This window comes from Bacillus sp. PK3-037 (assembly GCF_054161355.1).
Genome location: NZ_CP096408.1, coordinates 2,056,956 through 2,083,109, shown reverse-complemented (window position 1 = coordinate 2,083,109; position 26,154 = coordinate 2,056,956). Strand labels below are relative to the sequence as shown.

Genomic DNA, 26,154 nt, shown 5'->3' with positions numbered 1-26,154 from the left:
GAATCTCCTCTCCTATAGTTTGTTGACGGCCCCCATAATCTCACTTAAATCCTCCAGCGTTAAATCCTCATCAGTAAAATCAGCGGCACTCCATTCGCGGTTTTCTTTGCCCGCGCAATGCTGAATCATGTTTTCAAGCGCATGTTTAAAATGATCGGCTAATGCTTGTATGGTTTGTTTCTTAAATTGAAGACGGTTATAAATAATGTGCATGTGCAGGCATCCTGATGAAACGGCTCCGCTGATATCAAGCACATAAGGACGCTCCCAATTCGGGCTGATTTCATTCCCTGTCTTAATATCAGAAATCTCAAAAGCTTTTGATTGAACATCCTGATCAAACTGGCCTAAGTAATTAAAGCTGATTTCCGGGTCGCTGTACTCAGAATCCCATATCTTATTGATATATTTCAGCACTCCATAGCCTGCGCCTTTATGCGGTATGCGGTGCAGCATGTCTTTTGTCTGTTTAATGTGTCGTCCCAGCCGCTCACCTTCATCCGTATAGTCAGAATCACTCATATCAAGCCATACAGGATAAATTGAAGTGAACCAGCCTACAGTTCTGTTCATGTCGATATTGTCAAGATAATCTTCTCTGCCGTGGCCCTCCATACTGATTTTGAAATGGTCAAGTCCCGTCCATTCCTGCAAGGCTAGGCCTAAAGCAGTCAGAAGGATATCATTCGTTTCCGTGTTGTATGCATTGTTTGCACCAGTTAACAGCAATTCTGTATCTTCACGAGACAGCTCGAAATCAATTACTTCTGTATCCTTGAATGAGTTCGATGTGATCGAATGATCTTTGGGAATACGCTCAATATGCCGGTCCTCCCGCTCATTCCAATACGCGATTTCACGCTGCAGACGACGGCTTTTTGAATAGTCAGCCAATGTTTGTGCATAAGTGAAATATGAATCCGTTTTTTCCGGCAGTACGATGGGTTTTCCTGAGACTGCCTGTTCGTAAGCAATTGAAAAATCCTCAAATAAAATGCGCCATGAAACGGCATCAATGACTAAGTGATGGATCGTCAGAAACAAATGGTCTCCATCTTCGGCTTTAAACAAACCAGCATGAAGCAAAGGGCCAGTCTCCAGTCGAATGGTTTGCTGAATTTGGTTTGCCATTTCTTCAATCTGTTTGTGTGCTTCGGCTGACAAGCCCTGTGCATTTCCGGCTGTATTTGAACGATGATCTCTTATATCAAACAGATCGAAGGCATATAGCTCCTCATCCGGAAGATCTGCTCCTCTGTTAACCTGTACAGGCTTGCCATCTTTGTAACGGCATATGATTCTCAGTGCGTCATGATGTGTCACCAAGCTTCTCAGTACATTTCTGAGTGCAATGTCATCAAACCGTTCAGCCCGGTAGAGCATGACAGATTGATTAAAATGATGGGCTTCCAATGATTGTGAGAAAAACCATTGCTGTACAGGTGTCCAAGGCAGCTCGCCTTCGACTGGCGTTTGGTCAATTACGCGTACGGCTTTTCGAACGCGGGCGGACAGTTCACCAAGCGTCTGATGCTCAAACATCTCACGCACTGTCGTTTCATAGCCTCGCTGCTTCAGCCGTGCACACACCTGCAACGCTTTTATTGAATCCCCTCCAAGCTCAAAGAAATTCGCGCTGACACCTATCTCCTCCGCTTCGAGCAGTTCCTCCCAAATGTCAGCCATCGCCTTTTCAATCTCATTTCTAGGGCTGATATCATTCTCAGCTTGAGCGCGCTTATCTGGTTCCGGCAGGGCTTTCTGGTCGAGCTTGCCGTTAACCGTTAGCGGGATGCTGTCAATCTGGATCAAGCGGGCAGGCACCATAAAATCAGGCAGAACGGCTCTCAGGGCAGCCCTGATATCTGCTTCATTTACGACCTGTCCATCTTCCGCAACCAAGTAAGCATATACAGCGGATTGGCCTTGTTCATCATCTCTTGTGATGACAGCAGCCTCTTTAATTATTGGAAGCTGAAGCAGAGACGCCTGGATTTCGCCGAGCTCGATGCGGTGTCCTCTCACCTTTACTTGATCATCAATGCGGCCCATATATTCCAGATCTCCACTTGCCAGACGCTTTGCAATGTCTCCGGTTCGGTATAATCTGTCTCCCGGAAGATAAGGATTAGGTACAAATCGGGCCGCGGTCAGATCATCTCTGTTCAAATATCCCCGGGCTACACCTTCTCCGCCAATATACAGCTCTCCTGGAACTCCTGTAGGCTGTAGATTCATATGAGCATCCATCACATAAGCCTGAAGGGTTGCCAGCGGTTTTCCGATATTGCTTTTATTTTTTTCTATATCAGCTGAGGACAATTTCTTATATGTCACATGTACAGTTGTTTCAGTAATGCCGTACATATTGATCAGATCAGTATCAGGGTATTTCTCGTTCCAGGTTACAAGCATGCCGGGCTGTAAAGCTTCTCCGCCGAAAATAACGTATCGCACATGTAATCGGTCCGTATGGTTTTCTTCTTCATGAATGAGTCCGTAAAAAGCAGTTGGAGTCTGATTGAGTACTGTGACGCCTTCGTTTTTTAACAATAGGCGGAATGCGTTTGGATCGCGGGCTGTTTCTCTGGAGACAACAACCAGCGTACTTCCATTCAGTAACGCTCCGAACATTTCCCATACTGAGAAATCAAAGCAATATGAATGAAATAAAGTCCACACGTCCTCACTGCCAAAATCAAAAGGCAGGTCCTGATGCTTCAATAGACTAATCACATTACGGTGCTCGACAACGACGCCCTTTGGCTGCCCAGTGGTTCCAGATGTATAAATCACATAAGCTGGCTGGTCTGCTAATGTTTCTTGCGTTTTCAAATCAGGCGAAATCAATTCGTTTTCGGCGTCATTCAGGTATAAAATTTGCCCATAGTAATCCGCCGGCTTGTTGTGTCCGTGCTCTGTCAGGAGAATTCTCGCCCCGCTGTCATTCAGCATAAAGCTGATGCGTTCTTGAGGATATTCAGGGTCAATCGGCAAGTATGCCCCTCCGGCCTTTAGAATAGATAAAACGCCAATCACCATATCAGGCGATCGATCAAACATTAAACCGATGATATCCCCGGATCGGACTCCTTGTTTCATCAGCATAGCCGCTGTCCGTTCTGCTTTTTCATTCAGGTCCCGATAAGTCAGCCGTATATGATCGCATACGACTGCGGTATGTTCGGGATGTTCAGCTGCTTGTTTTTCAAATAAACGAACGATGCTTTCATCTCTTGGATAGTCAGCATACTGACCCATCGTTTCAAGAAGCAATTCGCGCGCTGGAGCAGATAGCAATTGCATTTCCGAAAGCTTCCTATGGATATCAGACGTTATTCCTTTCACCAGCTCAATAAAATGGGAAGCCCATCTTGCAATGGTCTCTTCTGCAAACAGCGCGGTACTGTATTCGAAGCGGCAGCGAATGCCATCGGAATGCTCCTCAGCGTGTAATGTCAAATCGAATTTAGATACATTGTGTGACGGGGTTACAGACGAGATAGATAAACCAGGCACTTCAAACCGGAAATCTTCGCTGTTTTGAAGCACGAGCATCGCGTCAAACAGCGGATTGCGATTTACCTCCCGTTTCGTTTCAAGCTTATTGACGAGCTCTTCAAAAGGATAATCCTGATGCTCGTATGCAGTCAGAGCAAGTTCGCGAATTTCCTGCAAATAAGAGCTGAACGTTTTGTGGCCCTCAGGCTGGCATCGCATAGCTAATGTATTGACAAACATCCCGATGACTCGCTCCAGATCAGCGTGCGGTCTCCCGGCAGCAGGCGAGCCGACAACGATATCCTCCTGCCCACTCAGTTTGGAAAGCATGATGGAATAGACAGCCAGAAGGAGCATATACATCGTCGTTCCCGTTTCAAACATCAAGCGGTGCAGTTCTTCCGCCGTTCTTTTATCAATGTTTACTTCAAATGTTCCGCCGCTGAAATCAGGCAGAAGCGGCCTCGTTTTATCAAGCGGCAAATCCAATACTGGAAGGCTGCCGCCTAGCTGCTTCAGCCAGTAGGCCTCCTGTTTGCTGTAATGCGTTTCCGGAAACTTCTCCTGCTGCCAAACCGCAAAATCCTTATAATGCAGGTTTAAAGCTGGAAGCTCTTTTCCGCAATAAAGATCAGTGAATTCTTGGACGAGTGTACTCATGGAGATTCCGTCAGCAATGATGTGATGCATATCAAGCAACAAATAGGCTCTTTCTTTTTCGAGAGATATCAAGCTTGCTCTAAAAAGCGGTCCCGCGGTAAGATCAAACGGTTTGATAAAGGACGAGATCGCAGACTGCAGCATTTGCTCTGATTCAATTTCAAGCTCTTTCAGATCAGCTGTCAGCGCCGGATGAATCTTTTGCACTGGCTCTCCGTTGTTCAGTTCAAATGCCGTACGCAATGATTCATGCCGATTCACAAGCTCTGTGAGAACTTTTCTCAATCTTCCGCGATCCAAATGTCCTCGCAGTTCCAGTACCGCCGGCATGTTGTAACCTGTGCTGTCATCTGCCAACTGGTAAAGAGCGTATAATCTTTTTTGTGAGAAAGACAGCGGATAAACATCTCTAAAATCCGCAGGTTCAATCTGCGTAAAAGCATGCTCATGTAAACTCATCAGTTTGGCTGCCATGCTTTCCACGGTCGGATAAGAAAAAACGTCACTGAGCGGCAGCTCGATATTCAGCCGTTTATGTATTCGTGATACGAGTGTGGCTGCTTTTAAGGACTGTCCGCCTAATTGAAAGAAATCATCGCGAATACCGATTTGATTTTTGTTCAGCACCTCTTCCCAAATGCGTGCCAGTTCCGTTTCCATTAAGGTTTGTGGCGGCATGTACGTTAAGCTAGTTGTGTTTTCTGGTTCCGGAAGTGCGGAACGGTCGAGCTTCCCGCTGGATGTTAACGGCATTTGAGTGATTTTGATGATGCTTGCGGGAATCATATAGGACGGCAATGTACCGGCAAGATGCTGGTGCAGATTCGGAAGGCCGTTTCCTTTTTCCGGAACGATATAAGCAACGAGTTCCTTTTCCTCATCAGAAACATCACGGGCCAGCACTGCAGCTTCCTTCACTCCAGATGCTTGCCGAAGAACAGTTTCAATCTCACTTAATTCAATGCGATATCCCCTGATTTTTACCTGATCATCAAAACGTCCAATATATTCAATCGTGCCATCAGGCAGGAAGCGCCCTGCATCCCCGGTTCGATATAAGCGTTCCCCTTTAAGGAATGGATGGTCTGTGAATGCTTTCTCTGTTAGCTCTGTCCGCTTATAGTACCCCCGTGCGAGACCCGCGCCGGAAATACACAGTTCACCCGCCGCGCCTATCGGCTGCAGCTGCTCTCCTTGTAAAATATATACTTTTGTATTGGCGATCGGGTGTCCGATCGTGATTCTCTCTTCTTCGTTCAGATGACGAAGGATTGTTGTTGCCACACTGTTTTCTGTCGGTCCATATTCATTTGCAAGTTCAGCGGAGGGACAAATCTTTCTGCTGGTCTCAAGCAGGTCGGGAGTCACTGCCTCGCCCGCAAATGTCACGATACGAAGACTTTTTGCATCTTCAGCAGTCAGCACTTCTAATAACACCCGGTACAAGGAAGGAACAATAAGCATATGACTAACCTTGTATTGAGCTATTTTCCGTCTGAGGGCGAGCACGTCCTTCGCTTCGTTATCTGTTGTCAGCAGCACGCATGCGCCGGACAGAAGCGGAGTAAACAAGCTCGTCACGCAGCCGTCGAAAACATAGGAAAACAGATGAAGTGCTGTATCCCCTTCGCTCATGCCGTACTCTTCCCGTCTCCACTGCAAGGTATTTGCAATTCCTTGATGGTCAACGAGCACTCCTTTTGGCCGTCCTGTCGTTCCTGACGTATAGATCAGGTAGGCAAGCTCACCAATCGATGCATCAGGGGAATCCGTTCTGTAATGTGTTGTATGTCCTGATGTCACAATACTGCCTTCATAGCCTGACGGGATGGATGAAATAAGTTCTTCTTCTGTCAGTAAGAGAGCTGCTTGACTGTCATGCAGCAGAAAAGAAAGCCGCTCTTTCGGATAACTTGGATCAAGAGGCAGATAAGCGCCTCCGGCTTTCCAAATTCCAAGCAGGGCAGCAGCCATGTCCATTGACCGTTCCATCATCACAGCGACAATCCCGCCAGATCCAGCTCCCTTTTCTATCAGGGCGTGTGCAATCTGATTGGCTCTTTCATCTAATTGCCGATATGTCCGGCACTCATCTCCCATTCTCAAAGCAGCCGCGTTAGGTGTTTTGAGAGCCTGTTCCTCAAATAATTGGGATAGCGTTTTATTTGGATAATCGCGCTCCGTTTCGTTAAACGATTGAATGAGCTTTCGTTCTTCAGTAGGCACAATGTTGATGCTGTCGACAGCAATATCGGGATTTGACAAAATACAATCCATTGCCTCCATGAGGTGCCCCTGAATTCGAAGCACCTCTTCACGTTCATAAACGGCGGCATTGTAGCTGAATTTAATATAAAATGATTCACCTGGAACGATGACAACGTTAAGGTCATAGCTGGTTTGTTCTGACATAGAAATGTCATCAAGCTTCAATGCGTTTTCGTCATTTTCGCTTTGCCTATTGACTGCCTGCTGAAGCTGTACAGGATAATTTTCAAAGACAAGAATATGATCGATCAATCCTTGCTTCAAAGCACTGCGGTTTTGAATCTCGTAAAGCGGATAATAACCATGCTGCTCAGAACGTAAAGTATCCTCCTGCACGGATTTGACAAGCGTAGAAAATCTCATTTTCTCTGCAGATCGAATACGCACCGGAACAGTGTTAATAAACAAGCCGACCATTGACTCGATCCCGTCAATCGCTGACGGACGTCCGGAAACAACAGAGCCGAAGACCGCGTCATCCGTACCGTTGTAACGATGGAGAAGAACACCCCATAGACTCATAAATAAAGTGTTTAATGTAACTCCCCAATTTTGAGCAGCTGCTGTCAATTTCTGAACGATAGCCGGCTCTAAAGAAAAACGGATATTTGCGGCTTCATATTCCCCGTTCGCTGAGCGGCTTTTTAGTTTGGGAATAGAAGCGGTATTGCCGTACTCCTGCAGATAATCTCTCCAGTATGCAGCGGTTTCTTCTTGATCTTGTTCTCCGAGCCATTCAATATAACGGCTGTACGGCACCGTGCTATCGAGCTGTACAGGCCTGTTATTTTTAAGTGAGTCATACATGCTGAAGAATTCTTTGAGGATGATGCCCAGGCACCAGCCATCCATGATGATATGGTGATGCGTCCAGACACATGTATATGTGCTGTCTCCTCTATCAAAAAGCGTGAGCCGCATTAACGGATCTTTTTGCAAGTGAAACCCTTTTTCCCGGTCCTGCTGCATAAAGTCTTCTATCAGAGCAAGCTGCTCATCATGTTTCAGGTGAGAAAGATCTTCCCTTTGTACGGTCAATTCCCGGTTTGTCAGCACAACTTGCTGCGGCCCAGTGAGGTCTGGAACCTCCTTAATGAATATGGTTCTGAAAATATCGTATCGGGAAACAAGAAGATTTAAGCTTTTTTGAAACGAATCGATACACAGGCTGCCTGTAATGGTAAACGAGGTTTGTTCCACATAGGCTTTAGAGCTGAAATCAAGCAGTGAATGAAACAGCATCCCTTCCTGCATATACGATAACGGATAAATATCTTGGATCTGTGTTGCTTGCGTCATCAATTCCACACACCTTTTCCAAAAGTTAAAGATCTTTAACGAGATTTTCGATGCTAGATAATGCGGATGGCGTTAGTTCTTTGTTGCTGAAATCGCTCAGCGTTTTTTCTCGTTCTTTTTTCTTTGTACAATGCTCAATGATCTCGATAAGATGACTGTGAAAGCTGTCCATCAAACACTGAATTGTGTTTTCGTGGAACACCCGGGTGTATACTGCTTTGACTTGCAGGCGTCCGTCTGTTATCAGAGCATTAATATCGAGCTCGTACTCTCTTTCTCTCTCCCCCGCTATTTCGTAACGAGGCTGATAAGAAGACAGTTGAAACAAATCTGAACTCTCACCTTCGCTGAATTGTCCAAGATAATTGAAGCTGATCTCAGGCTCTTTATGCTGTATGGCTCCCTTTTGTACTAATAAGCCGTAGCCCGTTCCCTTGTGTGGCACTCTTCTCAGCCTGTCCTTTGTCCCTTTGATTCTGTAACCGAGCTGATCTTCAGATGAATGCGGTGCACTCATGTCCAGAAGGATAGGATAAATAGAAGTGAACCAACCTACTGTCCGTGAAATATCAATATTCGGAACATGTCCTTCTCTTCCATGGCCCTCAGCGCTGATCACAATTTGTTCGTGCCCGCTCCATTCGTAAAGCGCCATTCCTAAAGCGGTCAGCAAAAGTTCGTTGGCATCAGTACCATAGGCTTGCTGCGTTTCAAACAGCAGTTTTTTAGTCCAGTCACTGGCTAATACAAATGCAGCTGTTTCAGCACTGCTTTGATGCCTGTCCGACTCAGCCATGTCCTTAGGCAGAAAAACGTTATGAGCATCCAAAATCGTTTGCCAATATGTTATTTCTGATAACAATTGCCGGCTCCCGGCTATTTGTGCCAGACCGTTGGCATATGATAAATAAGAATCGCTTTTCGGCGGCAGTTTGATCTCTGTTTGCTCCAAAGACTGTTGGTAGGCTGCAGCTAAATCTTCAAGCAGAATCCTCCAAGAAACGCCATCTACAGCGAGATGGTGGATCGTAATCAGCAAATGGTCTCCCTCTCTCGTTTTAAACAATCCCGCTTGCAGCAAAGGTCCTTCTTTTACATTCATATTGCTTTGAAGCACGATTTCCTCAGCAGCAAATTTTTCTTTCAAGAGTGTGCCTTTTGCCTGTTCTTTTGTCCAATCCGCTAGATGAAATCCGAACAGTTCATTTTCAGTAATCTGAATACCGCGATTGTACTGAACGACACGCTCGGTATGATCCTGTGTAAACACCATGCGAAGCGCGTCATGATGCTCAGTCAATTTGCGCAGCGCTTGTCGAAGTGCGTCAGCATGAAACCCCTTTTCGCTGAAAAGCATGACCGATTGGTTGTAATGATCACGAAAAGCATGACGCTGATCAAAAAATCTGCTCTGAATCGGTGTGAGATCCGCTTCACCTTCGATAGGCCTCTGTTCTGCCTGAGATATCAATGGAGTGATATGGCCGCTCAGCTCATGAACTGTTGGATAACGGAATAAATCTTGTATCGTCATGCTCCAGCCTTCAGCTGCCAGCCGGGCGGACACTTGCAGTGCTTTAATAGAGTCTCCTCCGAGCTCAAAAAAGGAGTCGTGAATGCCAACTCGAGACACGCTCAGCACGTCCTCCCATATCTGCGCTGTCATTCCCTGCAATTCGTTGACCGGTGCAGTATACGGCCGCGAGACAGCTTCATTTGGTGCCGGTAAGGCTCTTCTGTCCAGCTTCCCGTTTAATGTCAGCGGCATAGTTTCCAAAGGAATGATATGCGCAGGAACCATATATGCCGGCAGCATTTTTGATAAAGCACCGCGGAGAGCCGTTGTATCGGCATCGGAAGGCAGAATATACGCTGCCAAACGAGCCTGTCCATTCGTATCATTTTGAACCGCAACAACCGCTTCATTGACAAGTCCGGTTTGGAGGAGCACACTTTCAATTTCTTCTGTTTCGATTCTGTACCCGTTTATTTTTACTTGATGATCTATCCGGCCAAGAAGCCTGAGAGTGCCGTTTGGAAGCCAGCAAGCCAGATCCCCTGTTCTGTACAGTCTTTCTCCGGGCACAAATGGATTTTCTGTAAATTTCTTTTCCGTTAATTCAAATTTTCCGTGATAGCCCTTGGCAACGCCGGCTCCGCCGATACAAAGCTCGCCGGCAATACCGATCGGCTGTATTTGGTCAGTCTGGCTGAGTACGTACAGTTTTACATTGGGAAGCGGGATGCCGATCGGTACGCTGTCTCCCGAATACTCTTCACCCATATTCATTTCATAGTAACTTGAATCGATCGTGGCCTCGGTGACCCCGTAACTATTGATTAAGCGCATTTTGTTTCCGAAACGGTCCGCCAGTGTTTTGAAATCATGGGCTTTCACCATATCCGAACCAAGAATAAGGATGTCTAAGTCAGGAAGACTAAGCTGGTTGCGGTAAACATATTCCATAAATGGGACAATGAGTGCCGGTGTTGACTCCATGATCGTGATACGCTGGCGGTTCATCAATGCATATAATTCAGCAGGTTCAAGCCTTGTTTCATCAGGACAAATGACTAGAGTCCCTCCGTTGGCCAATGTTCTCGCCAAGTCTCCTGAAAAGACATCAAAGGAAAAGCTCGCCATTTGAAGCAGCCTGACAGGCATTTGATCGAGCTGATATATGCTCCGCCATGCAAGAACAGCATGAGCAAAGTTGCGGTGCGTAACGATAACGCCTTTAGGCGCACCGGTTGTTCCTGACGTATAAATGATATATGCCGAGTCCTCCGGGGCAGGAGATGAAGAAAGGTTGCATCTTTTTGCTTCATAGAAACTTTCATCATCAAGACAGACGCAAGAAATATCACCTATATCTGAGCCTGCAATCAAATGCTTTACTTCATTCTGTAAAAGAAGAATTTCAGCCCCGCTGTCTTTGAGAAGATATTCAACCCGGGCTTTTGGATAATGAGAATCTATCGGAATATACACGCCGCCGGCTTTCATAACAGCTAAAATGCCAACAATAGCATCAATGGATCGCTCCGCTAAAACAGCAACGATTGGCTGCGTCTCTTTTCCTTTTTCTTGCAGCGTACGCGCCAGACGATTGGCTTTTTCGTTGAGATGGCGATAGCTGATCTGTTTTTCACCGTCAATAACAGCAATATGCTCCGGTGTCTCTTCAGCCCTCTTTTCAAACATGCGATGAAAAACGGTATCAGTTTGAGAACATTCAACGTGGGTTTTGTTGAGTTCTATCAAAATCTTTTGTTTTTCTTTTTCGCTGAGTATATCCACTTGTGAAAGAGTTGTATTAGGATTTGACGTGGCAACACGCAAAAATTCGGTAAAATGAGCCGTCCAGCGTTCAATTGTCGTTCTCATAAATACGTCGGTACTAAATTCCATGTCACATTTGATGACTCCATCTGATTCAGCCGCCATCAACGTCATGTCAAATACAGAAATTTGATGAATGACATTTGCAGGCCGGGCTTTTATGTCTCCAAGATGAATGTCTTGTTTGTCCATATTTTGAAGAATAAACATCGCATCAAACACTGGATTTCGGCTCATATCCCTTGTTACGCCGAGCTTGTCGACAAGCTCTTCGAACGGATAATCCTGATGTTCGTAAGCTTCCAATGCAGTCTCGCGCACTTCCTGCAAAAATTGCGCAAATGGCTTCCCGCCCTCCGGGCGTGCCCGAAGCGCCAGGGTGTTAACGAACATTCCAAGTATCGGCTCAAGGTCCTTGTGAGGACGTCCGGCAATTGGTGACCCGACGATGATGTCTTCCTGTCCGCTTACGCGCGCCAATAACGCTGTGTAAGCTGCCAGGAGCACCATGTACAGGGTGCTTCCGTTCTCGCGTGCGAGCTTGTGAAGTCCGGCTGTAAGTTCTTGATCGAGCGTAAATGAGACTTGATCACCCGCGAAGTTTCGCACAGGCGGCCGGGCGTAATCAGCCGGCAGGTCCAGTACGGGCAGCTCGCCTTCGAGCTGCTTCAGCCAGTATGCCTCCTGCGTCTTGTACGTGTCTCCTTTTTTAAAGGCCTCCTGCCATACGGCATAGTCTTTATATTGAATGTGAAGCGCAGGTAGCTCCTGATTGGCATACAGCTCCCCGAATTCCCGAATGAGCGTATTGACTGACACACCATCTGAAATAATGTGATGCATATCGACCAGTAATAGATGCCGCCCGTCTGATACCTTGACGATTCCCGCCCGGAACAGCGGAGCTTGGCTGAGATCAAACGGCTGGATAAACGCTGACGCGGCTTCCTGTTCAGTTTGTCCGCCGAGCACAGAGGTGTGGAATCTAAACGGCACCTCGTCATGGATGCGCTGAACCGGCTCGCCGTCTGTGTCCGTTGTAAAGGACGTGCGCAGTGACTCGTGGCGTTTGATCAGCTTTTTGAATACGGCATCCATTCTTGTAAGATCCAGCTTTCCTTCCAGCTCCAAGACTGCCGGCATATTGTAGCCTGTGCCTCCATCCTCCAGCTGCTGGAGCACATACATCCGCTTTTGGGCGGAGGAAACCGGGTAGGTCTCGCGTTTTCCTGCCGGCTTAATGGCTTCATACGGACTTTCCGTTCCTTCGCTGATGACAGACGCCAAACCTTCTACCGTCGGATGGGCGAACACATCCTTCAGCGGCACTTGGACGCCGAATTCCTTGGCGATCCGGGAGACAAGCGCGGTGGCTTTTAAGGAATGGCCGCCCCGGTCAAAAAAGTTGTCGTGAATGCCGACAGGGCCGCTTTTCAGCACTTCCTCCCACAGCTGGGAAAGCTTCATCTCTGTCAGATTTCTCGGCGCTGTGTAGGTTTCCCGATCTGCCGCTCCGTCAGGAGCAGGCAGCGCTTTTCGGTCGAGCTTTCCGCTCGGGGTAACCGGCCATTGTTCCATCTCAATGATATGAGCAGGGATCATGTAGCCCGGAAGCAAAGTCTCAAGCTGCTTGCGCACTTCATTTCTGCCGAGTCCTTCCGCATACGCACATAATTCCGCCTCGCCGCTTTCTGTACGAACGGTCACAGCTGCTTCCCGCACACCTTCAATGCTTCTGAGCGCCGCTTCAATTTCTCCCGGCTCAATTCGGTAGCCGCGGATTTTCACCTGGTCATCCAGACGGCCGAGGAATTCAACCTGTCCGTCTGGGAGCCAGCGCGCCAGATCACCCGTTTTGTACATGCGTTCACCCGGATAAAATGGATCATCAAGAAAACGTTCTTCTGTTAATTCCGGACGATTCAAGTAGCCTCTGGCGACCCCGGCTCCGGCGATATACAATTCTCCCGCTACGCCGACAGGCTGTACGGCTAAATGAGGATCTAATACATACAGACGCGCGCCAGGCACGGGTTTTCCGATCGGAAGGCGTAAGCGATTCTTGTCCAGCTCAGGATCACACGCGTAAAATGCGGCATCAACGGTTGCTTCTGTCGGCCCGTAGCCGTGAACCAGCAATGTCTCCGGCAGCAAAGAAGCGAAACGGGCTGCCGGATGGGGAGCAAGCGGTTCACCTCCGGCGAATACGCGCTTCAGGCTTCTCGGTGCCTCTATTTCCGCTTGATCCAAAAAGCTGTTCAGCATGGCCGGAATAAAATGGGCCGTTGTAACGCCTTCCTCCCGAATGGCTTTTACCATCAATGCCGGGTCTTTCTCCCAGCCGGACGGAAGCAGATAGGCCGAAGCACCTGAAAGCGTCCACCAAAACAGCTGCCAGACAGATGCATCAAAGGAAAAAGACGTTTTCATCATAATGATGTCGTCTTCCTCTAAAGGAAACTGCATCTGCATGCCGGTCAGAAAGGAAACAGCCTGGCGGTGCTCCACGGCGACCCCTTTCGGCTGTCCAGTAGAGCCCGACGTATAGATCACATAGGCGAGAGAATCGCTGTCTGCTTGATGAAGAGAGTGATATTCAGATTCTTCATTCGCAAGCGCCGTCATATCCACTTCCAGTGTCTTTCCGGAAAAAACAGGTGCCTTTAATCCCGGCTGCGTCAGCAACAATGCTGCCCCGCTGTCTTTCAGCATATAGCTCAGCCGCTCCTCTGGATATGCAGGATCAAGAGGCACATAAGCCCCGCCTGCCTTTAATACGGCGAGAACGGCTGTCAGCATGTCCGGCGAACGCTCGCTTAGAACACCAACAATGCTTTCCTTTGTGATACCATGCGCCGTAAGGCGCGCTGCCAGCCTGTTGGCGTACATGTCAAGCTGCGCGTAAGTCAGCGAGCCGCCAGAAAAGCGTAAGGCCGTCCGATCCGGCGTCAAAGCCGCCTGACGTTCAAACAGCCCGTGCAGCGTCGAAGCTACAGGCGAAACAGCTTTCGTTCTGTTAAACTCATACAAAACTTTTTCTTTCTCACGTTTTTCTGCCATATCTAATTCTTTTATAGTACTATGCGGATTTTGAAGTGCGTTTTCCAGCAACGTAAGCAGGTGGTGCTGAATCCGTTTAATGTCCTCAAGAGAAAATAAGGTATTTTGATAGTCGAAATTTAATTGAATGGCTCCAGTATCTATCCGCTCCTGTATTTGAACAGAAAGCTCATTCGCGGTGTATCCGCTGAAGTAAAGCGCCGTCTCATAGTTCAAATCATCCGCTTTTTTCCACTGAAGCGGATGGTACTGCATTGATATACCGATCAGGTTGTGTAAATCCTTATGTTCTTTTCTTAATTCATTCACCAGCAAATTATAAGGAAATCTTTGGTGGCGCATGACTGAAAGCTGTTCTCTGCCGACACTGCGTGCAAAGGAAAGAAAATCGGCGTCAGAATCAACCGTTTTTCTGATTGGAAGAGAACTGACAAACATGCCAAGCATTTCTTTCTCCGCCTTTGACCCCCTGTTTCCATAGTAGGTTCCGATCGCAAGGTCCGTTTTAGAGGTGATGCGGCTGATACATATGTAAAATGAAGCCATAAATAAGGAAATCATACTGATTTTCTGTTCTTCGCAAAAAGCTTGGATGGTATGTGCTAGGTAAGGTGAAAGTGTGATAGTATCTCTCGATGCGGAGGTACTCTGCTTTTGTGAAGTGCTCTGTCCGGTTAGTGAGTGGTATACCGGAGGCTGTTGGTAGGTTTGCGTCCAAAACAAATGGTCTTTTTCAAAACGTGAAGATTGTAAGTACTGCCTCTCTTTTTCTATGTAGCTAATGTAGGAAGGCTCTTGCTCATCGGGTACAGGCTCCCCTTTTTTGATTTTTTGATACAGATCAATAATTTGATTTCCCATCAAATTTAAAGAGATGCCGTCCATGATAATATGATGGAATTTCGCATATAACCAAATCTCATGAGAATGGATTCTAAGGAGATAAAATTGATACAGAGGCGAATCAAGCAGCTTAAACGGAATTCTGGCTTGATCATGAATCCATTGCTCTGTTTCTGTCATTTCAGAATTTGTAAAATCTATTATTTCAAGTGATAATCCTTTGTATTCTGCAAGATACAGACGAGGCTCTGACTCCGATTCAATTCCTTCTGTCAGTTGGAACCTGATTGCATCATTACGGGAGATTGAAAGGTTCAGAGCCAGCTGAAGAGCATCAAGATCAACATCACCCCTGAATTTTACACAGGCGGTCAGATTACAGATGCTTGTACCAGGCTCCAACAGTTCAGTAAACCAAACTCTCCTTTGGGCATGAGTTAAACCATAAGTATTTTCTTTCAACGAATTCCCTCCAATTCTAATTTATAAGAGGATAAGAAACTGAAATAATTACAATAAAAAGAAATTATATGACTATATAATCCATATATGCATTATATTAACCGAATTTTTTTAAAGTACAATAAAAAATATAAAATTTTTATAACATTTTTTTGAATATAGTATTAATTATTTATTTTTCTTGATTAATTTTATTAGGATTTCGAATGTAAAGTTATGAAAGTATTGATTTTTAATAGTTCTTCATCACTAGATTTTTTCTTCGTTTATTTAATTTCATATGAGGATAGTGTTGGACCGTTTATAAGATATTCTCCGCCTCAGTATCAGGTTACATTTCTACAATATTTAGCTGAATGTTTTAAAAACAAGCGCGATAATGTAAAAAGAAACATAAAAAAACCTGTTTTCCACGAAAACAGGTTTAGCGTTTTTATTGATTTGCCAAGATAACAGCAATTTGATCCTCAATGTCTTTGCCATCCGAGTCATCAATCAAACCGTTTAGAAGAATAGAGAAAACAAGCGTTTTTCCGCTCTTTGTTTCTGCATAGCCAGACAGAGAGCTGACAGTGCTTAACGACCCGGTCTTTGCCCTTATCTTTCCTTCTGCCGGGGTGTCTTTCATGCGGTTTCTTAGCGTCCCGCCTACCAGTCTGTCACTGTTCCCCGCTTCCGGCAGAGCATGCAGATAAGGTTGAAACCACTTTTCATCTTGAATGTCATATAACAGCTTTGTGATTTGGTCTGATGATACGGCGTTGATATGAGAGACCCCCGAACCATCCCTCAAAATAAGTGTTTTGGGATCAACGCTGAAATTCGGAAGCGTACTGTTTAGCACTTCAAGCCCTTTTTCCCAGCTGCCCTCTCCTTTTTCCGCTTTCCCCATCTCTTTTACAAGTACCTCGGCGTGTCCGTTATTGCTTAATTTCATAAAAGGAAGAAATAGCTTTGACAAAGGCATTGAGTGATGAGTGGCCAGTATGTCTGAAGAGTCGGGCGCTGTGCCCATTATGATTTTCCCTTTTACTGTAATGCCTTGTTTTTTAAGAGCCTGCTTAAATAAATCTAAAGCATATCCTGCCGGCTCCCAGACGGAAATCCACTCTTTTGTTTTGCTCGCATCAACCGGTATGCTCCCTTTAATCGTAATAGTGTTTGTTCCATGTTCTCTTTCGATAGAAAGATCTTTCTTTTTTCCCGCCTCAACTGTTTTCGCCTCATTCTCAATCGCTACATAATCCGTTTTTGGTGACACTGATATTGCTGGCTTTTGTCCTTCTTTCTTTCCCGGACTGGCTTCTACTATCACAGTGCCTGCATCATAGTCCTCATTTGGAGACGCTGTCAGTGCGGAAATTTGCGCGCCGTAATAAGTGTACTCATCACTCCATGGCAAATCAGGCGAATAGCGGATATGATCATACCATGAGTCATCGGCGACAAGATTGCCTTTTATGGACTTGATGCCGGATTTTTTCAGCTTTTCGGCCATTTGATCAAAATCAGCTGGTAAAAGTGTCGGATCTCCTTTTCCTTTCAGATAAAGGTTGCCATTCAGCTTTTGTCCTTTGAGGCGGCCGTCTGTCCGCACTTCTGTTGTGAAAGAAAAATCCTCACCGAGAACAGAAAGTGCCGCGGCGGCTGTAAAAAGCTTCAAAGAAGAGGCGGGTCTCATCCGGACATCCCCTAAATGGTCGTATATGACGTCGCCTGTTTCTGCAGAACGGACAGTAATGCCGGCCATTGCGCCTTTTAAAGCAGGTTCATTGGCTAAAATGGTTTCAATCTGCCCGGCAAGTGTATCCTGTTCTTCAGCCGCATGTGCAGCATGATGCATATATGGAATGGAAGCAAAGATGAAAAGCAGCAATATTACAAAATAAAGCTTCATGCTTTTTCTCATTTTCTTATCCCGCCTCTCCTGAATGGCTAACGATGATTACGCTCAATCGTGATGCTGCTTTTTACTGTCTTCTCTTCACCAGGCTCTAACACTTGTAAGCCGGTGAGTGACGAAGAGAGATCAAGGTTAACTGCGTTTGTCACCCATGTATAAGGCTCCGGGCACAAATACCCTTGTGTTCCATCTGCATTATACACAACCCAATGCTTAAATTGTTCATCCGCCTTGTAGATCATATTCAGGTGTGCATGCTGATGGTAAATGACAGCCTGATTTTCTCCCCCTCTCTTCTGATAAGAAGATAAAAAGACATCATCAAGCTGCTGCCGTAAGAGCATTCCTTCGTGCAAAGCTTCCTGATTCGGTATATCAATCAGCTTTCCGGTCGGCAATAAACGTTCATCCAATTCCCATTGCTGATCAGCAGTAAGAGAAAATAAAGAGCTCTCTTCCGGGAAAACGAAGGTCGTATGATAACCAAGCCCCCAAGGAAATGCATCCTTCCCTTTATTCATGATCGTGGCATGCTTATAAAGAGTGTTACCTTTTAAAATGTATGTCATCCGTACAACAGCATGATGCGGAAATTGTTTATAAACATGGGGAATCTCCGAAAGATCAATTTCAGTTTCTATGATCACTTCTTCGTCTGTTTGTTTCATTGTTATGATGTCCCACTTTTTGTCATAGAGAAAGCCGTGAAGGTGATGGTGTTTATCCTTTTCATTGATATCAAAATGATACGTTCTGCCCCGGAAGGTGAACGTTCCGTCACTTATGCGGTTAGGCGGAAACAAAATGGGAATTCCATACAATGTAGGTGTGTCATGAAAGCTTTCAGTTGTTTCCGGTTCTCGTAAAAGGTGCATCTTTGTTTCTTTGTCTACGAGAGAAATGACGTTGCTGCCCCACTCAGGCACGACTATTATTTCCAAATGCTCATTACCCGCTTTGACAGCTGGTGTTCCTAAATACGTCATCTTTTCAATATAATTTGTCATGTGTACTCAACCTCTCCTTAATTCAATGCTTATATATGAATTCAATTCAGTGTGCACTATTTCCTCCATTTTATGTTTTCCCTTTAGTCTTTAAGTAAACAAAAAACACCATTCAAAATGAACGGTGTTCTCTTGGAGTTTATTGAATCAGACGTGTAATCTGCTTCTTTTTCCAAATGAATTGATAATACCCGTAAATCAAAAGTAAACTCACGGCAAATGCTGCCGGATAGCCTACCCAAATGCCAAGTATTTCAAGATTTGTATAGTGAGACAGAACAAACGCGACCGGCACTTCGATTCCCCAGATGGCAAAAATACTGATGAGGGTCGGCCATAAAACCGTTCCGCTTGCACGCATCGTCGCAGAAATAATTTGGGCATTCCCAAACAGCAAATAGCTCCACAATGTAATCATCAAAAGCCTGTGTGCAATGTAAAGGGTATCTTTCTCGGTCAAAAATAATGCTAAAATCTGATGTGCAAAAAGATAGATAAGGAGGATCAGCACACCGCCAATGATATAATTCAGCCAAATGCCGACCCGAATGACTTGCTTTAACCGGTCAAACTCATTCGCTCCAATAGATTGAGCGGCGAAAATAGACACCGCGATCCCCAGACTGACAGCCGGCATTTGCACATAGCTGGCTACCTGATTGACCACGCCATATGCTGCGGTTGCATCAGAGCCATAATGATTGACGAATGAAATGACCGCTATTTCCGATAGTGAGACGAGAATCATGTTAATGCTTGACGGAATACCAAGACGCAGCAGAAGCGCCAGCAGTTCCTTATCCATTTTCAAATAACGCTGCACTGTCTTATCAAATTGCAGCGGGTGTTTCGTTTTCCGCAGATACACCAATAATACGATAAAGGTCACAATTGTAGAAATAACCGTTGCGTAAGCAGAGCCGTAAATGCCCAGCTTCGGCAAGCCGAACATGCCGAGAATTAAGATCGGTAAAAGTGCTATATTGATGACTGTGCTTACAATCAATGTATAAAAAGGTGTCTTAGAATCTCCTGTCCCCCGCAAGAATGTGGTATAAGCAAAATATAAAAACATAAACGGCATTGCGCAAAATAAGATACGTGCATAGCTGACACTGACATGAATTACATTTTCCGGCGTGCCCATGAGACGCAGAATATCTAAGGTGAATATACTGCCGATCACAGCTAACACAATTCCTAATAAAAAGGTGAATGTCAGCGTTGTTCCGACAACGGCCTTTAACCGTTCCTCATTTTTTGCCCCATAGGCTTGCCCGATAAGAATGGAACTGCCTGAACCGATGCCGATCGTAAATGAAATGAGAAGAAAAAACAGCGGGAAAAAGGATGAGACAGCTGCAAGCGCATCTACGCCAAGCCATCTGCCCACAGCTACCATCCCGACTAATTGGCCCACTGATTGCAGCACATTGCTCAGAAGAAGCGGTACTAAAAATAGTGACATTGACCGCCAAACAGATGGATTGCTCTTCTTCTTAGATACGGGATTTTCTTGTAATGTTTCCATATGAATGACTCCTTTATTTAAACTCGTTTCACTAACGTGCTCCCGTTTCTTTTGAAATGAACACGACATGCAACATGTAACTATTCACCACAGTACTTATAAAACCCTTCCCGATTCTCCTATTTTTACACATTTTTCAATCTGCCAGAATAAACTAGTGCGATACAGCATAGTCTTTTGGTGAGATGAAAGAATAAAAAATAATTTATGCAAAAGTATTGTAATCTAAACGTAACTATTGTAACATTTGTAACATAAGAGAAAGAGATTTTAAAGGAGAGAGCCACATTGAAAAAATATCTTCTATTTCTAACCACTATTGCACTTATTCTGTCATTGAACACAAATGTATTTGCGAAAAACACATCCGGGGATTTATCACAAAAACAAGCATTGCAGCTGGCGCTAACAGCAAGAGAGCATTTTTGGAATACAATGAGCGGACACAATCCAAAAGCGAAAAAAGCAGTTTGCCCATCAGGCACATTCGAGCATCAAAACCTTCAGTACGTATACATGTGCAGTGACCTTGGTACAAAAGAAAAAGCTGTGAATTACTTAACACCTATTTTCTCAAAAACAGCGATTGAAAAAGGCTTTAAAGACTATCATTTCATTGTCTCAAAAGGAAAACTTGCTGTTCCGGTCGGTGACGGAGACAATCTCTTAAATTGGGAAAAATCAACCGCTAAACTCATTTCTAAAAAAGGCGGCACAGTCACATATGAATTTACCGTTCCTACTTTGGACGGATCACCTTCAGCAAAACGGAAAGTGACATTTGTAAAAGAGAATAAAAAGTGGAAAGTAAATCGCTTTGACGCAGTTATATAAGAAAAAACGCCCGAGAAAAACGGGCGTTTTTTATGTTCAGCATAAAAAAGGCAATGGACGTATCGTCCATTGCCCTTTTGTTTTATTACGCTCTAGGAGAGATTCGAACTCCCGACCTGCAGTTTAGGAAACTGCTGCACTATCCGCTGTGCTACTAGAGCATTTTTAATATCTATATAGTAGCTCCGATTGTCACGATTTTCAAGGGATTTGATTTACAGCCCTCCAAATACCTTATAAGCAGCTCTTGTTGTATCTTCATCGATTCCAATATAACGCATTGTAATCGAAGGTGATGAATGATTAAGGATCCTCTGCAGCTCAGCAATATCTTTTGTCCGCTGGTAAAAATGATAGCCAAATGTTTTCCGGAGCGTATGGGTCCCTATTTCCTCAAGTCCGCACGCTTCGGCTGCCTCTCTTAAAATTCTGTATGCCTGAATGCGTGAAATTGGCTTTCTGGTTCGGACAGATTTAAAGAGGTATTCATTTTCTTTCATATCTTTCGTATACTCGTATATTTCTGCTTTCAAAGATTCTAAAATGAGAATCTTCCTTTTCTTTTTTGTTTTGCTTTCAGTCGCCCATAAATGATCTTTATTTCTGACATCTTTCACTTGAAGCGGCAAAATATCAGAAATTCGGAGCGCGCTGTTAATGCCGAAAATAAACAAAAAATAATCACGCTTGTTTTTGCTGCGTAAATACTGTTTTACATCTTGAATTTTCTCTAAACTGCGGATCGGCTGTACAATATGCATCAAAAAACTCCTTAAAAACCGTTATGTAACGTTTTGAGGTCTATGTTACTATTATAGCGGAAAAACGTTGAATGTCAAAGTTCGGAGGCATTTATGTAACATAATATACATAGTGTTACATAAGCAGAAAAAAGATCTCTTGAAACGCCCTATCTTCTGAAATGATATTTACAGGCTCATATAAAGCTTTTTCGATCCCTGAGACAAATCACTCTGCCCCTTCCCGAAAAAGCTCTTAAAACGCAATATGACGCTTTGCTTTTCGAGATGCTCTCAAAAAAATATGCAAAAAAAGACACAATTTCAAATTGTGTCCTAATCCTCATCCTTTACATCAATATCTTCTGGGATCGGTTCATTTAATATTTCCTGCACGAGCGCTTTATAATTTTCCAGCTGTTCGAGATGCGTTTTGAACTGTCCCTTATAAATCAAAAATTGCTCACCGTCATGAACGGCCCTGATTTTACCTTCGAGCACCAAGCTTTTAATATAATCCTCTGAAAGATTTGCATATTCTGCTGTTTCCTTAATCGTTAAATACATATAGCATTCCTTTCTTAATCCGTATGCTGTTTCTACTATAGCACATGACTTACCCCAATATAATCAATTTCACACAGAAATAAGGCCGGATGATATAGATAATATACCATTTGTCACTTGTGAAACCGCTGTATTTTTTTTACGCTAAGATTGTAACATAACAGCTTAATAGGAGGGAGAACATGAAAAAAACGTGGAACGTCTGTTTAGCAGCCCTGCTTAGTGTTCTGTTAGTCGCTGGAAGTGCTCCATTTCACGCGGAAGCTAAAAAACCGCCCAAAGGCTATGACGAGTACAAACAAGTAGATGTAGGCAAAGACGGAATGGTTGCGACTGCGCATCCTCTCGCTTCAGAGATCGGAGCTGACGTCCTGAAAAAAGGCGGAAATGCCATTGACGCAGCGGTCGCTATTCAGTTTGCGCTTAATGTCACAGAACCGATGATGTCAGGTATTGGCGGCGGCGGTTTTATGATGGTGTATGACGGAAAAACAAAAGATACGACGATCATTGACAGCCGTGAACGCGCTCCCGCAGGCGCAACTCCGGATATGTTTCTCGATGAAAACGGCAAAGCGATACCTTTCTCCGAACGTGTCACAAAAGGTACTGCCGTTGGTGTTCCGGGTACACTGAAAGGGCTTGAAAAAGCCTTGGATACATGGGGAACCCGTTCAATGAAACAATTAATTTCCCCCTCTATTAAACTCGCTGATAAAGGCTTTCCGATTGATTCAGTGTTAGCAGATGCGATTTCTGATTATCAGGAAAAATTATCACGGACTGCCGCTAAGGATGTATTTCTGCCGGATGGCGAGCCGCTTAAAGAAGGCGATACGCTCATTCAAAAAGATCTGGCCAAAACCTTTAAGTTCATTCGTTCGAAAGGCATAGACGCCTTTTACGAAGGCAGATTTGCCAAAGCCCTTTCTGATACTGTTCAGGATTTTGGGGGATCAATGACCGAAAAGGATTTAGAAAATTACGACATTACAATTGACGAACCGATTTGGGGAGAATATCAGGGCTATCAAATCGCAACGACTCCTCCTCCAAGCTCTGGCGGCGTTTTCTTGCTGCAAATGCTGAACATTCTCGATGATTTTAACCTTTCACAATATGATATCCGCTCATGGGAAAAATACCATATGCTCGCTGAAACCATGCATTTGTCTTACGCTGACCGCGCGGCTTATGCAGGCGATCCCGAATTTGTAAATGTTCCTCTCAAAGGTTTGCTTCACCCCGACTATATAAAAGAGCGCCAGCAATTAATCAGTTTAGATGAAGTCAACAAAAAACCAAAAGCCGGTGATCCTTGGAAATACGAAGAAGGAACCGCAAACTATAAGCAAGTCGAACAGCCGAATGATAAAGTAGACGGCCAAACGACACACTTTACCGTCGCGGACCGCTGGGGCAATGTTGTTTCCTATACAACAACAATTGAACAGCTGTTTGGAACAGGTATTATGGTTCCTGATTACGGCGTCATTTTAAACAATGAACTAACAGATTTTGATGCGGTTCCAGGCGGAGCCAACGAAGTTCAGCCGAACAAGCGGCCGTTAAGCAGCATGACGCCGACGATTTTGTTTCAAGATGACAAACCAGTTCTCACCGTCGGATCTCCTGGAGGGGCAACGATTATTTCTTCCGTGCTGCAAACCATCCTCTATAATATAGAATATGGAATGGAATTAAAAGCAGCGGTTGAAGAGCCGAGAATTTACACAAACAGTATGAGCTCCTACAGATATGAAGACGGAGTTCCAGAGGATGTACTCAGCAAATTAAAAGACATGGGCCATAAATTCAGCACAAGTCCAGTGGACATCGGAAACGTGCAAAGCATTTTTATCGACCGTGAAAACGGCACCTTCAAAGGAGTAGCCGATTCAAGCAGAAACGGCGCAGCGATCGGAATTAATTTAAAACATAAATAAAAAAGAAAAACTGTACTCATTTTTGCCGAGTACAGTTTTTTTGCTGTGAACGATTAATCTTGCCTATGGTCCTCGCAAACTCCTTAACGCGAATCTAATGTCGGTACGTATACCTTTCAATATAACATCCTTACGAAAACAAAAATCTATCCCGCATCCCCTGCTATTGTTTAATCTTCTCTTCTTGGATTAGACTGATGGGATCAATTTGGTTTCGTTCAATTCTGCAATAAACCGCTGAAATGCACTGGTCATAAAAAAGTCTTTTCTGTAAATAAACACGATCGTCATATCCTGATATGATGCGGGAAGCTGGTGAACGTACACCCTTTGGCGATGGACAGAGCAGGCAATGGCCGACTTTGGCAGCAGCGCCGTTCCCAAACCAGCGGAAACTCCTCTGATAACGGCTTCCAATGTGCCAAATTCTATGATTTTTTGCTGTCGAATACCTGCTTCCTCCAATAATCTTTTGATCCTATCGCGATGAGAGCAGCCGGTTCCAAAAAAGAGCATCGGCAGCCGTAGCATGTCCTCTATCGCCCCTTCCTCCGGTGAAATCAATACCAATTCCTCATGGGAAACAGGAATTTGTTTGATATCCATGTATTCAACAGGACCGTACACAAAAGCGCCATCCACCTTATGATCTAGAACTTGCCGAACCAAGCTGTGCGTATCACCTGTGTTCACTGATAAATCAACTTCAGGAAAACGTCTGAGGAATGCAGCTGCATGTTCAGGCAGGTGAGTGACCGCTGTTGTTTCCAATGCTCCAAGCCGCAACGGCCCTTTTGGATGCAAACTTAACTGCGCTGATTTCTCAGCTTCGTCTAATAATGATAAAACTTGATCTGCGTATTGTAATAGGTTTTCCCCCGCAGCCGTTAACTTCATTCCGCGATTTGTCCGGTGAAATAACTTGATATTCAGATCTGTCTCAAGCTTATGGATTCTGGCTGTTACATTAGATTGAACATAATTCAGCTGCCGGGCTGCTTTTGTTATACTTCCTTCACGGGCAACAGCCCGGAATATCTTTAATTCTCCGCTTTCCACACGCTGTCACCTCCTTGCTATGATTAAAAGTGATACCGGCAATCATTTTTGTTCATTTTACTTGAAGAAAACCGCTGTGTAAAATATGTGAAGATCATAGATTACGAGGAATATAGGAGGCAGACGGCATGAAAGCGGTTATTCATAACGGAAAAAGCGGACTTCGGGGGTTAGCGTATCAGGACCTCTCTTCTCAAAATCCCGGATACGGAGAAGTGAAAGTCAAGTTGAAAACGGCGGGATTAAATCACCGGGACCTGTTTCTCATGAAAAATAAAACTGAACAAGATTCTGAGTTTATTCTGGGCTCTGACGGTGCTGGTATTATTGAAGCGGTCGGTGAAGGTGTAGATAATCTGGCTGTTCAAACAGAAGTGGTGATTTTACCGACTTTGAATTGGGAAGTAACAGATGATGTACCTCCTGTTCCGGATATTTTGGGAGGCCCTTCAAACGGAACACTTGCTGAATATGTGATCATTCCTTCACAAAACGCAGTAAAAAAACCTTCTTATCTATCCTGGGAGGAAGCAGGCGTGTTGCCATTATCAGCTCTGACCGCATATCGAGCACTTTTTACAAAGGCCCAATTAAAAAAAGGCGAGCATATTTTGATACCCGGAATTGGAAGCGGCGTTGCAACCTACGCGCTAGTAATGGCTAAAGCGATTGGAGCAACTGTAAGCGTAACTTCTCGAAGCGAGGAAAAAAGAAAAAGAGCAATACAATTAGGTGCTGACCACGCTTTTGACAGTTACAGCAATTGGTCTGAACATCTTCAAGGACAAAAAGCTGATGTCATTCTCGATAGCATAGGACCGGCCCTCTTTTCAGAATACTTTGATCATGTTAAACCGAATGGCCGTATTGTCAGCTTTGGTGCAAGTTCGGGTGATAATCTCAGTTTTCCGCTGCGTTCTTTATTCTTTCCGCAAATCAATATATTGGGAACGTCGATGGGAAGCCGTGATGAATTCCATGAAATGCTGCATTTCATGGAAAAACATAAACTTCGGCCCGTGCTTGACCGGACATATCCTATAGAACAAGCACATGAAGCATATACCAGAATGCAGGAAGGCAGCCAGTTTGGGAACATCGGGATCACAATAGATTAAAAAAGAAACCGGC

The 26,154-nt window shown here is 44.7% G+C and carries 11 protein-coding genes and 1 tRNA gene; 3 read left to right on the top strand and 9 right to left on the bottom strand.

The features are described 5' to 3' along the window. Positions 1-12: 12 nt before the first annotated feature. The 5 genes from fenD to M1D69_RS10885 form a co-directional block, all read right to left on the bottom strand. Positions 13-7,728: a fengycin non-ribosomal peptide synthetase FenD gene (fenD, locus tag M1D69_RS10905; RefSeq protein ID WP_458106089.1), complete on the bottom strand. Its 7,716-nt coding sequence runs from the start codon at positions 7,726-7,728 to the stop codon at positions 13-15. Between the two features lie 25 nt (positions 7,729-7,753). Beyond that, the gene (fenC, locus tag M1D69_RS10900; protein WP_458106090.1) at positions 7,754-15,436 is read right to left on the bottom strand and encodes a fengycin non-ribosomal peptide synthetase FenC; all 7,683 of its coding nucleotides are present in this window, start codon (positions 15,434-15,436) and stop codon (positions 7,754-7,756) included. Between the two features lie 433 nt (positions 15,437-15,869). Continuing rightward, positions 15,870-17,345, bottom strand: a complete 1,476-nt coding sequence (dacB, locus tag M1D69_RS10895) for a D-alanyl-D-alanine carboxypeptidase/D-alanyl-D-alanine endopeptidase (RefSeq protein WP_458106091.1) — start codon at positions 17,343-17,345, stop codon at positions 15,870-15,872. A 26-nt stretch (positions 17,346-17,371) separates the two neighbouring features. Next, positions 17,372-18,346 carry an aldose 1-epimerase gene (gene galM, locus M1D69_RS10890; RefSeq protein WP_059336511.1) on the bottom strand — a complete coding sequence of 325 codons (975 nt, stop codon included), beginning with the start codon at positions 18,344-18,346 and terminating at the stop codon, positions 17,372-17,374. Between the two features lie 139 nt (positions 18,347-18,485). Beyond that, on the bottom strand, positions 18,486-19,877 hold the full coding sequence (locus M1D69_RS10885) for an MATE family efflux transporter (RefSeq protein ID WP_059293216.1): 1,392 nt from the start codon (positions 19,875-19,877) through the stop codon (positions 18,486-18,488). Positions 19,878-20,165: 288 nt separating this feature from the next. Between M1D69_RS10885 and M1D69_RS10880 the strand changes: the two genes are divergently transcribed. Further along, positions 20,166-20,711: an IseA DL-endopeptidase inhibitor family protein gene (locus M1D69_RS10880; protein WP_458103768.1), complete on the top strand. Its 546-nt coding sequence runs from the start codon at positions 20,166-20,168 to the stop codon at positions 20,709-20,711. Positions 20,712-20,799: 88 nt separating this feature from the next. Here M1D69_RS10880 and M1D69_RS10875 read toward each other — a convergent pair. The 3 genes from M1D69_RS10875 to M1D69_RS10865 all read right to left on the bottom strand — a co-directional run bounded on the left by M1D69_RS10875 (position 20,800) and on the right by M1D69_RS10865 (position 22,018). Continuing rightward, positions 20,800-20,872 (bottom strand) — tRNA-Arg (locus M1D69_RS10875). A gap of 54 nt (positions 20,873-20,926) precedes the next feature. Further along, the gene (locus M1D69_RS10870; RefSeq protein ID WP_044155674.1) at positions 20,927-21,472 is read right to left on the bottom strand and encodes a site-specific integrase; all 546 of its coding nucleotides are present in this window, start codon (positions 21,470-21,472) and stop codon (positions 20,927-20,929) included. Positions 21,473-21,787: 315 nt separating this feature from the next. After that, the gene (locus M1D69_RS10865) at positions 21,788-22,018 is read right to left on the bottom strand and encodes an excisionase family DNA-binding protein (RefSeq protein WP_024121629.1); all 231 of its coding nucleotides are present in this window, start codon (positions 22,016-22,018) and stop codon (positions 21,788-21,790) included. Between the two features lie 182 nt (positions 22,019-22,200). Between M1D69_RS10865 and ggt the strand changes: the two genes are divergently transcribed. Then, positions 22,201-23,964 (top strand): gamma-glutamyltransferase, encoded by a 1,764-nt coding sequence (ggt, locus tag M1D69_RS10860; protein ID WP_458103769.1) that lies wholly within the window; start codon positions 22,201-22,203, stop codon positions 23,962-23,964. A gap of 189 nt (positions 23,965-24,153) precedes the next feature. Here ggt and M1D69_RS10855 read toward each other — a convergent pair whose 3' ends face one another. Beyond that, positions 24,154-25,023 carry a LysR family transcriptional regulator gene (locus tag M1D69_RS10855; protein ID WP_458103770.1) on the bottom strand — a complete coding sequence of 290 codons (870 nt, stop codon included), beginning with the start codon at positions 25,021-25,023 and terminating at the stop codon, positions 24,154-24,156. 128 nt (positions 25,024-25,151) lie between these two features. On the opposite strand from M1D69_RS10855, the gene M1D69_RS10850 reads away from it, so the two are divergent. After that, complete coding sequence (locus tag M1D69_RS10850; protein WP_458103771.1) at positions 25,152-26,141, top strand: zinc-binding dehydrogenase; 990 nt, start codon at positions 25,152-25,154, stop codon at positions 26,139-26,141. Positions 26,142-26,154 lie beyond the last annotated feature (13 nt).

Excerpts from the sequence above, each read along its gene's own strand:
- fenD (WP_458106089.1), bottom strand. The coding sequence starts at position 7,728 with ATGACGCAAGCAACACAGATCCAAGATATTTATCCGTTATCGTATATG.
- dacB (WP_458106091.1), bottom strand. The coding sequence starts at position 17,345 with ATGAGAAAAAGCATGAAGCTTTATTTTGTAATATTGCTGCTTTTCATC.
- galM (WP_059336511.1), bottom strand. The coding sequence starts at position 18,346 with ATGACAAATTATATTGAAAAGATGACGTATTTAGGAACACCAGCTGTC.
- M1D69_RS10885 (WP_059293216.1), bottom strand. The coding sequence starts at position 19,877 with ATGGAAACATTACAAGAAAATCCCGTATCTAAGAAGAAGAGCAATCCA.
- M1D69_RS10870 (WP_044155674.1), bottom strand. The coding sequence starts at position 21,472 with ATGCATATTGTACAGCCGATCCGCAGTTTAGAGAAAATTCAAGATGTA.
- M1D69_RS10865 (WP_024121629.1), bottom strand. The coding sequence starts at position 22,018 with ATGTATTTAACGATTAAGGAAACAGCAGAATATGCAAATCTTTCAGAG.
- ggt (WP_458103769.1), top strand. The coding sequence starts at position 22,201 with ATGAAAAAAACGTGGAACGTCTGTTTAGCAGCCCTGCTTAGTGTTCTG.
- M1D69_RS10850 (WP_458103771.1), top strand. The coding sequence starts at position 25,152 with ATGAAAGCGGTTATTCATAACGGAAAAAGCGGACTTCGGGGGTTAGCG.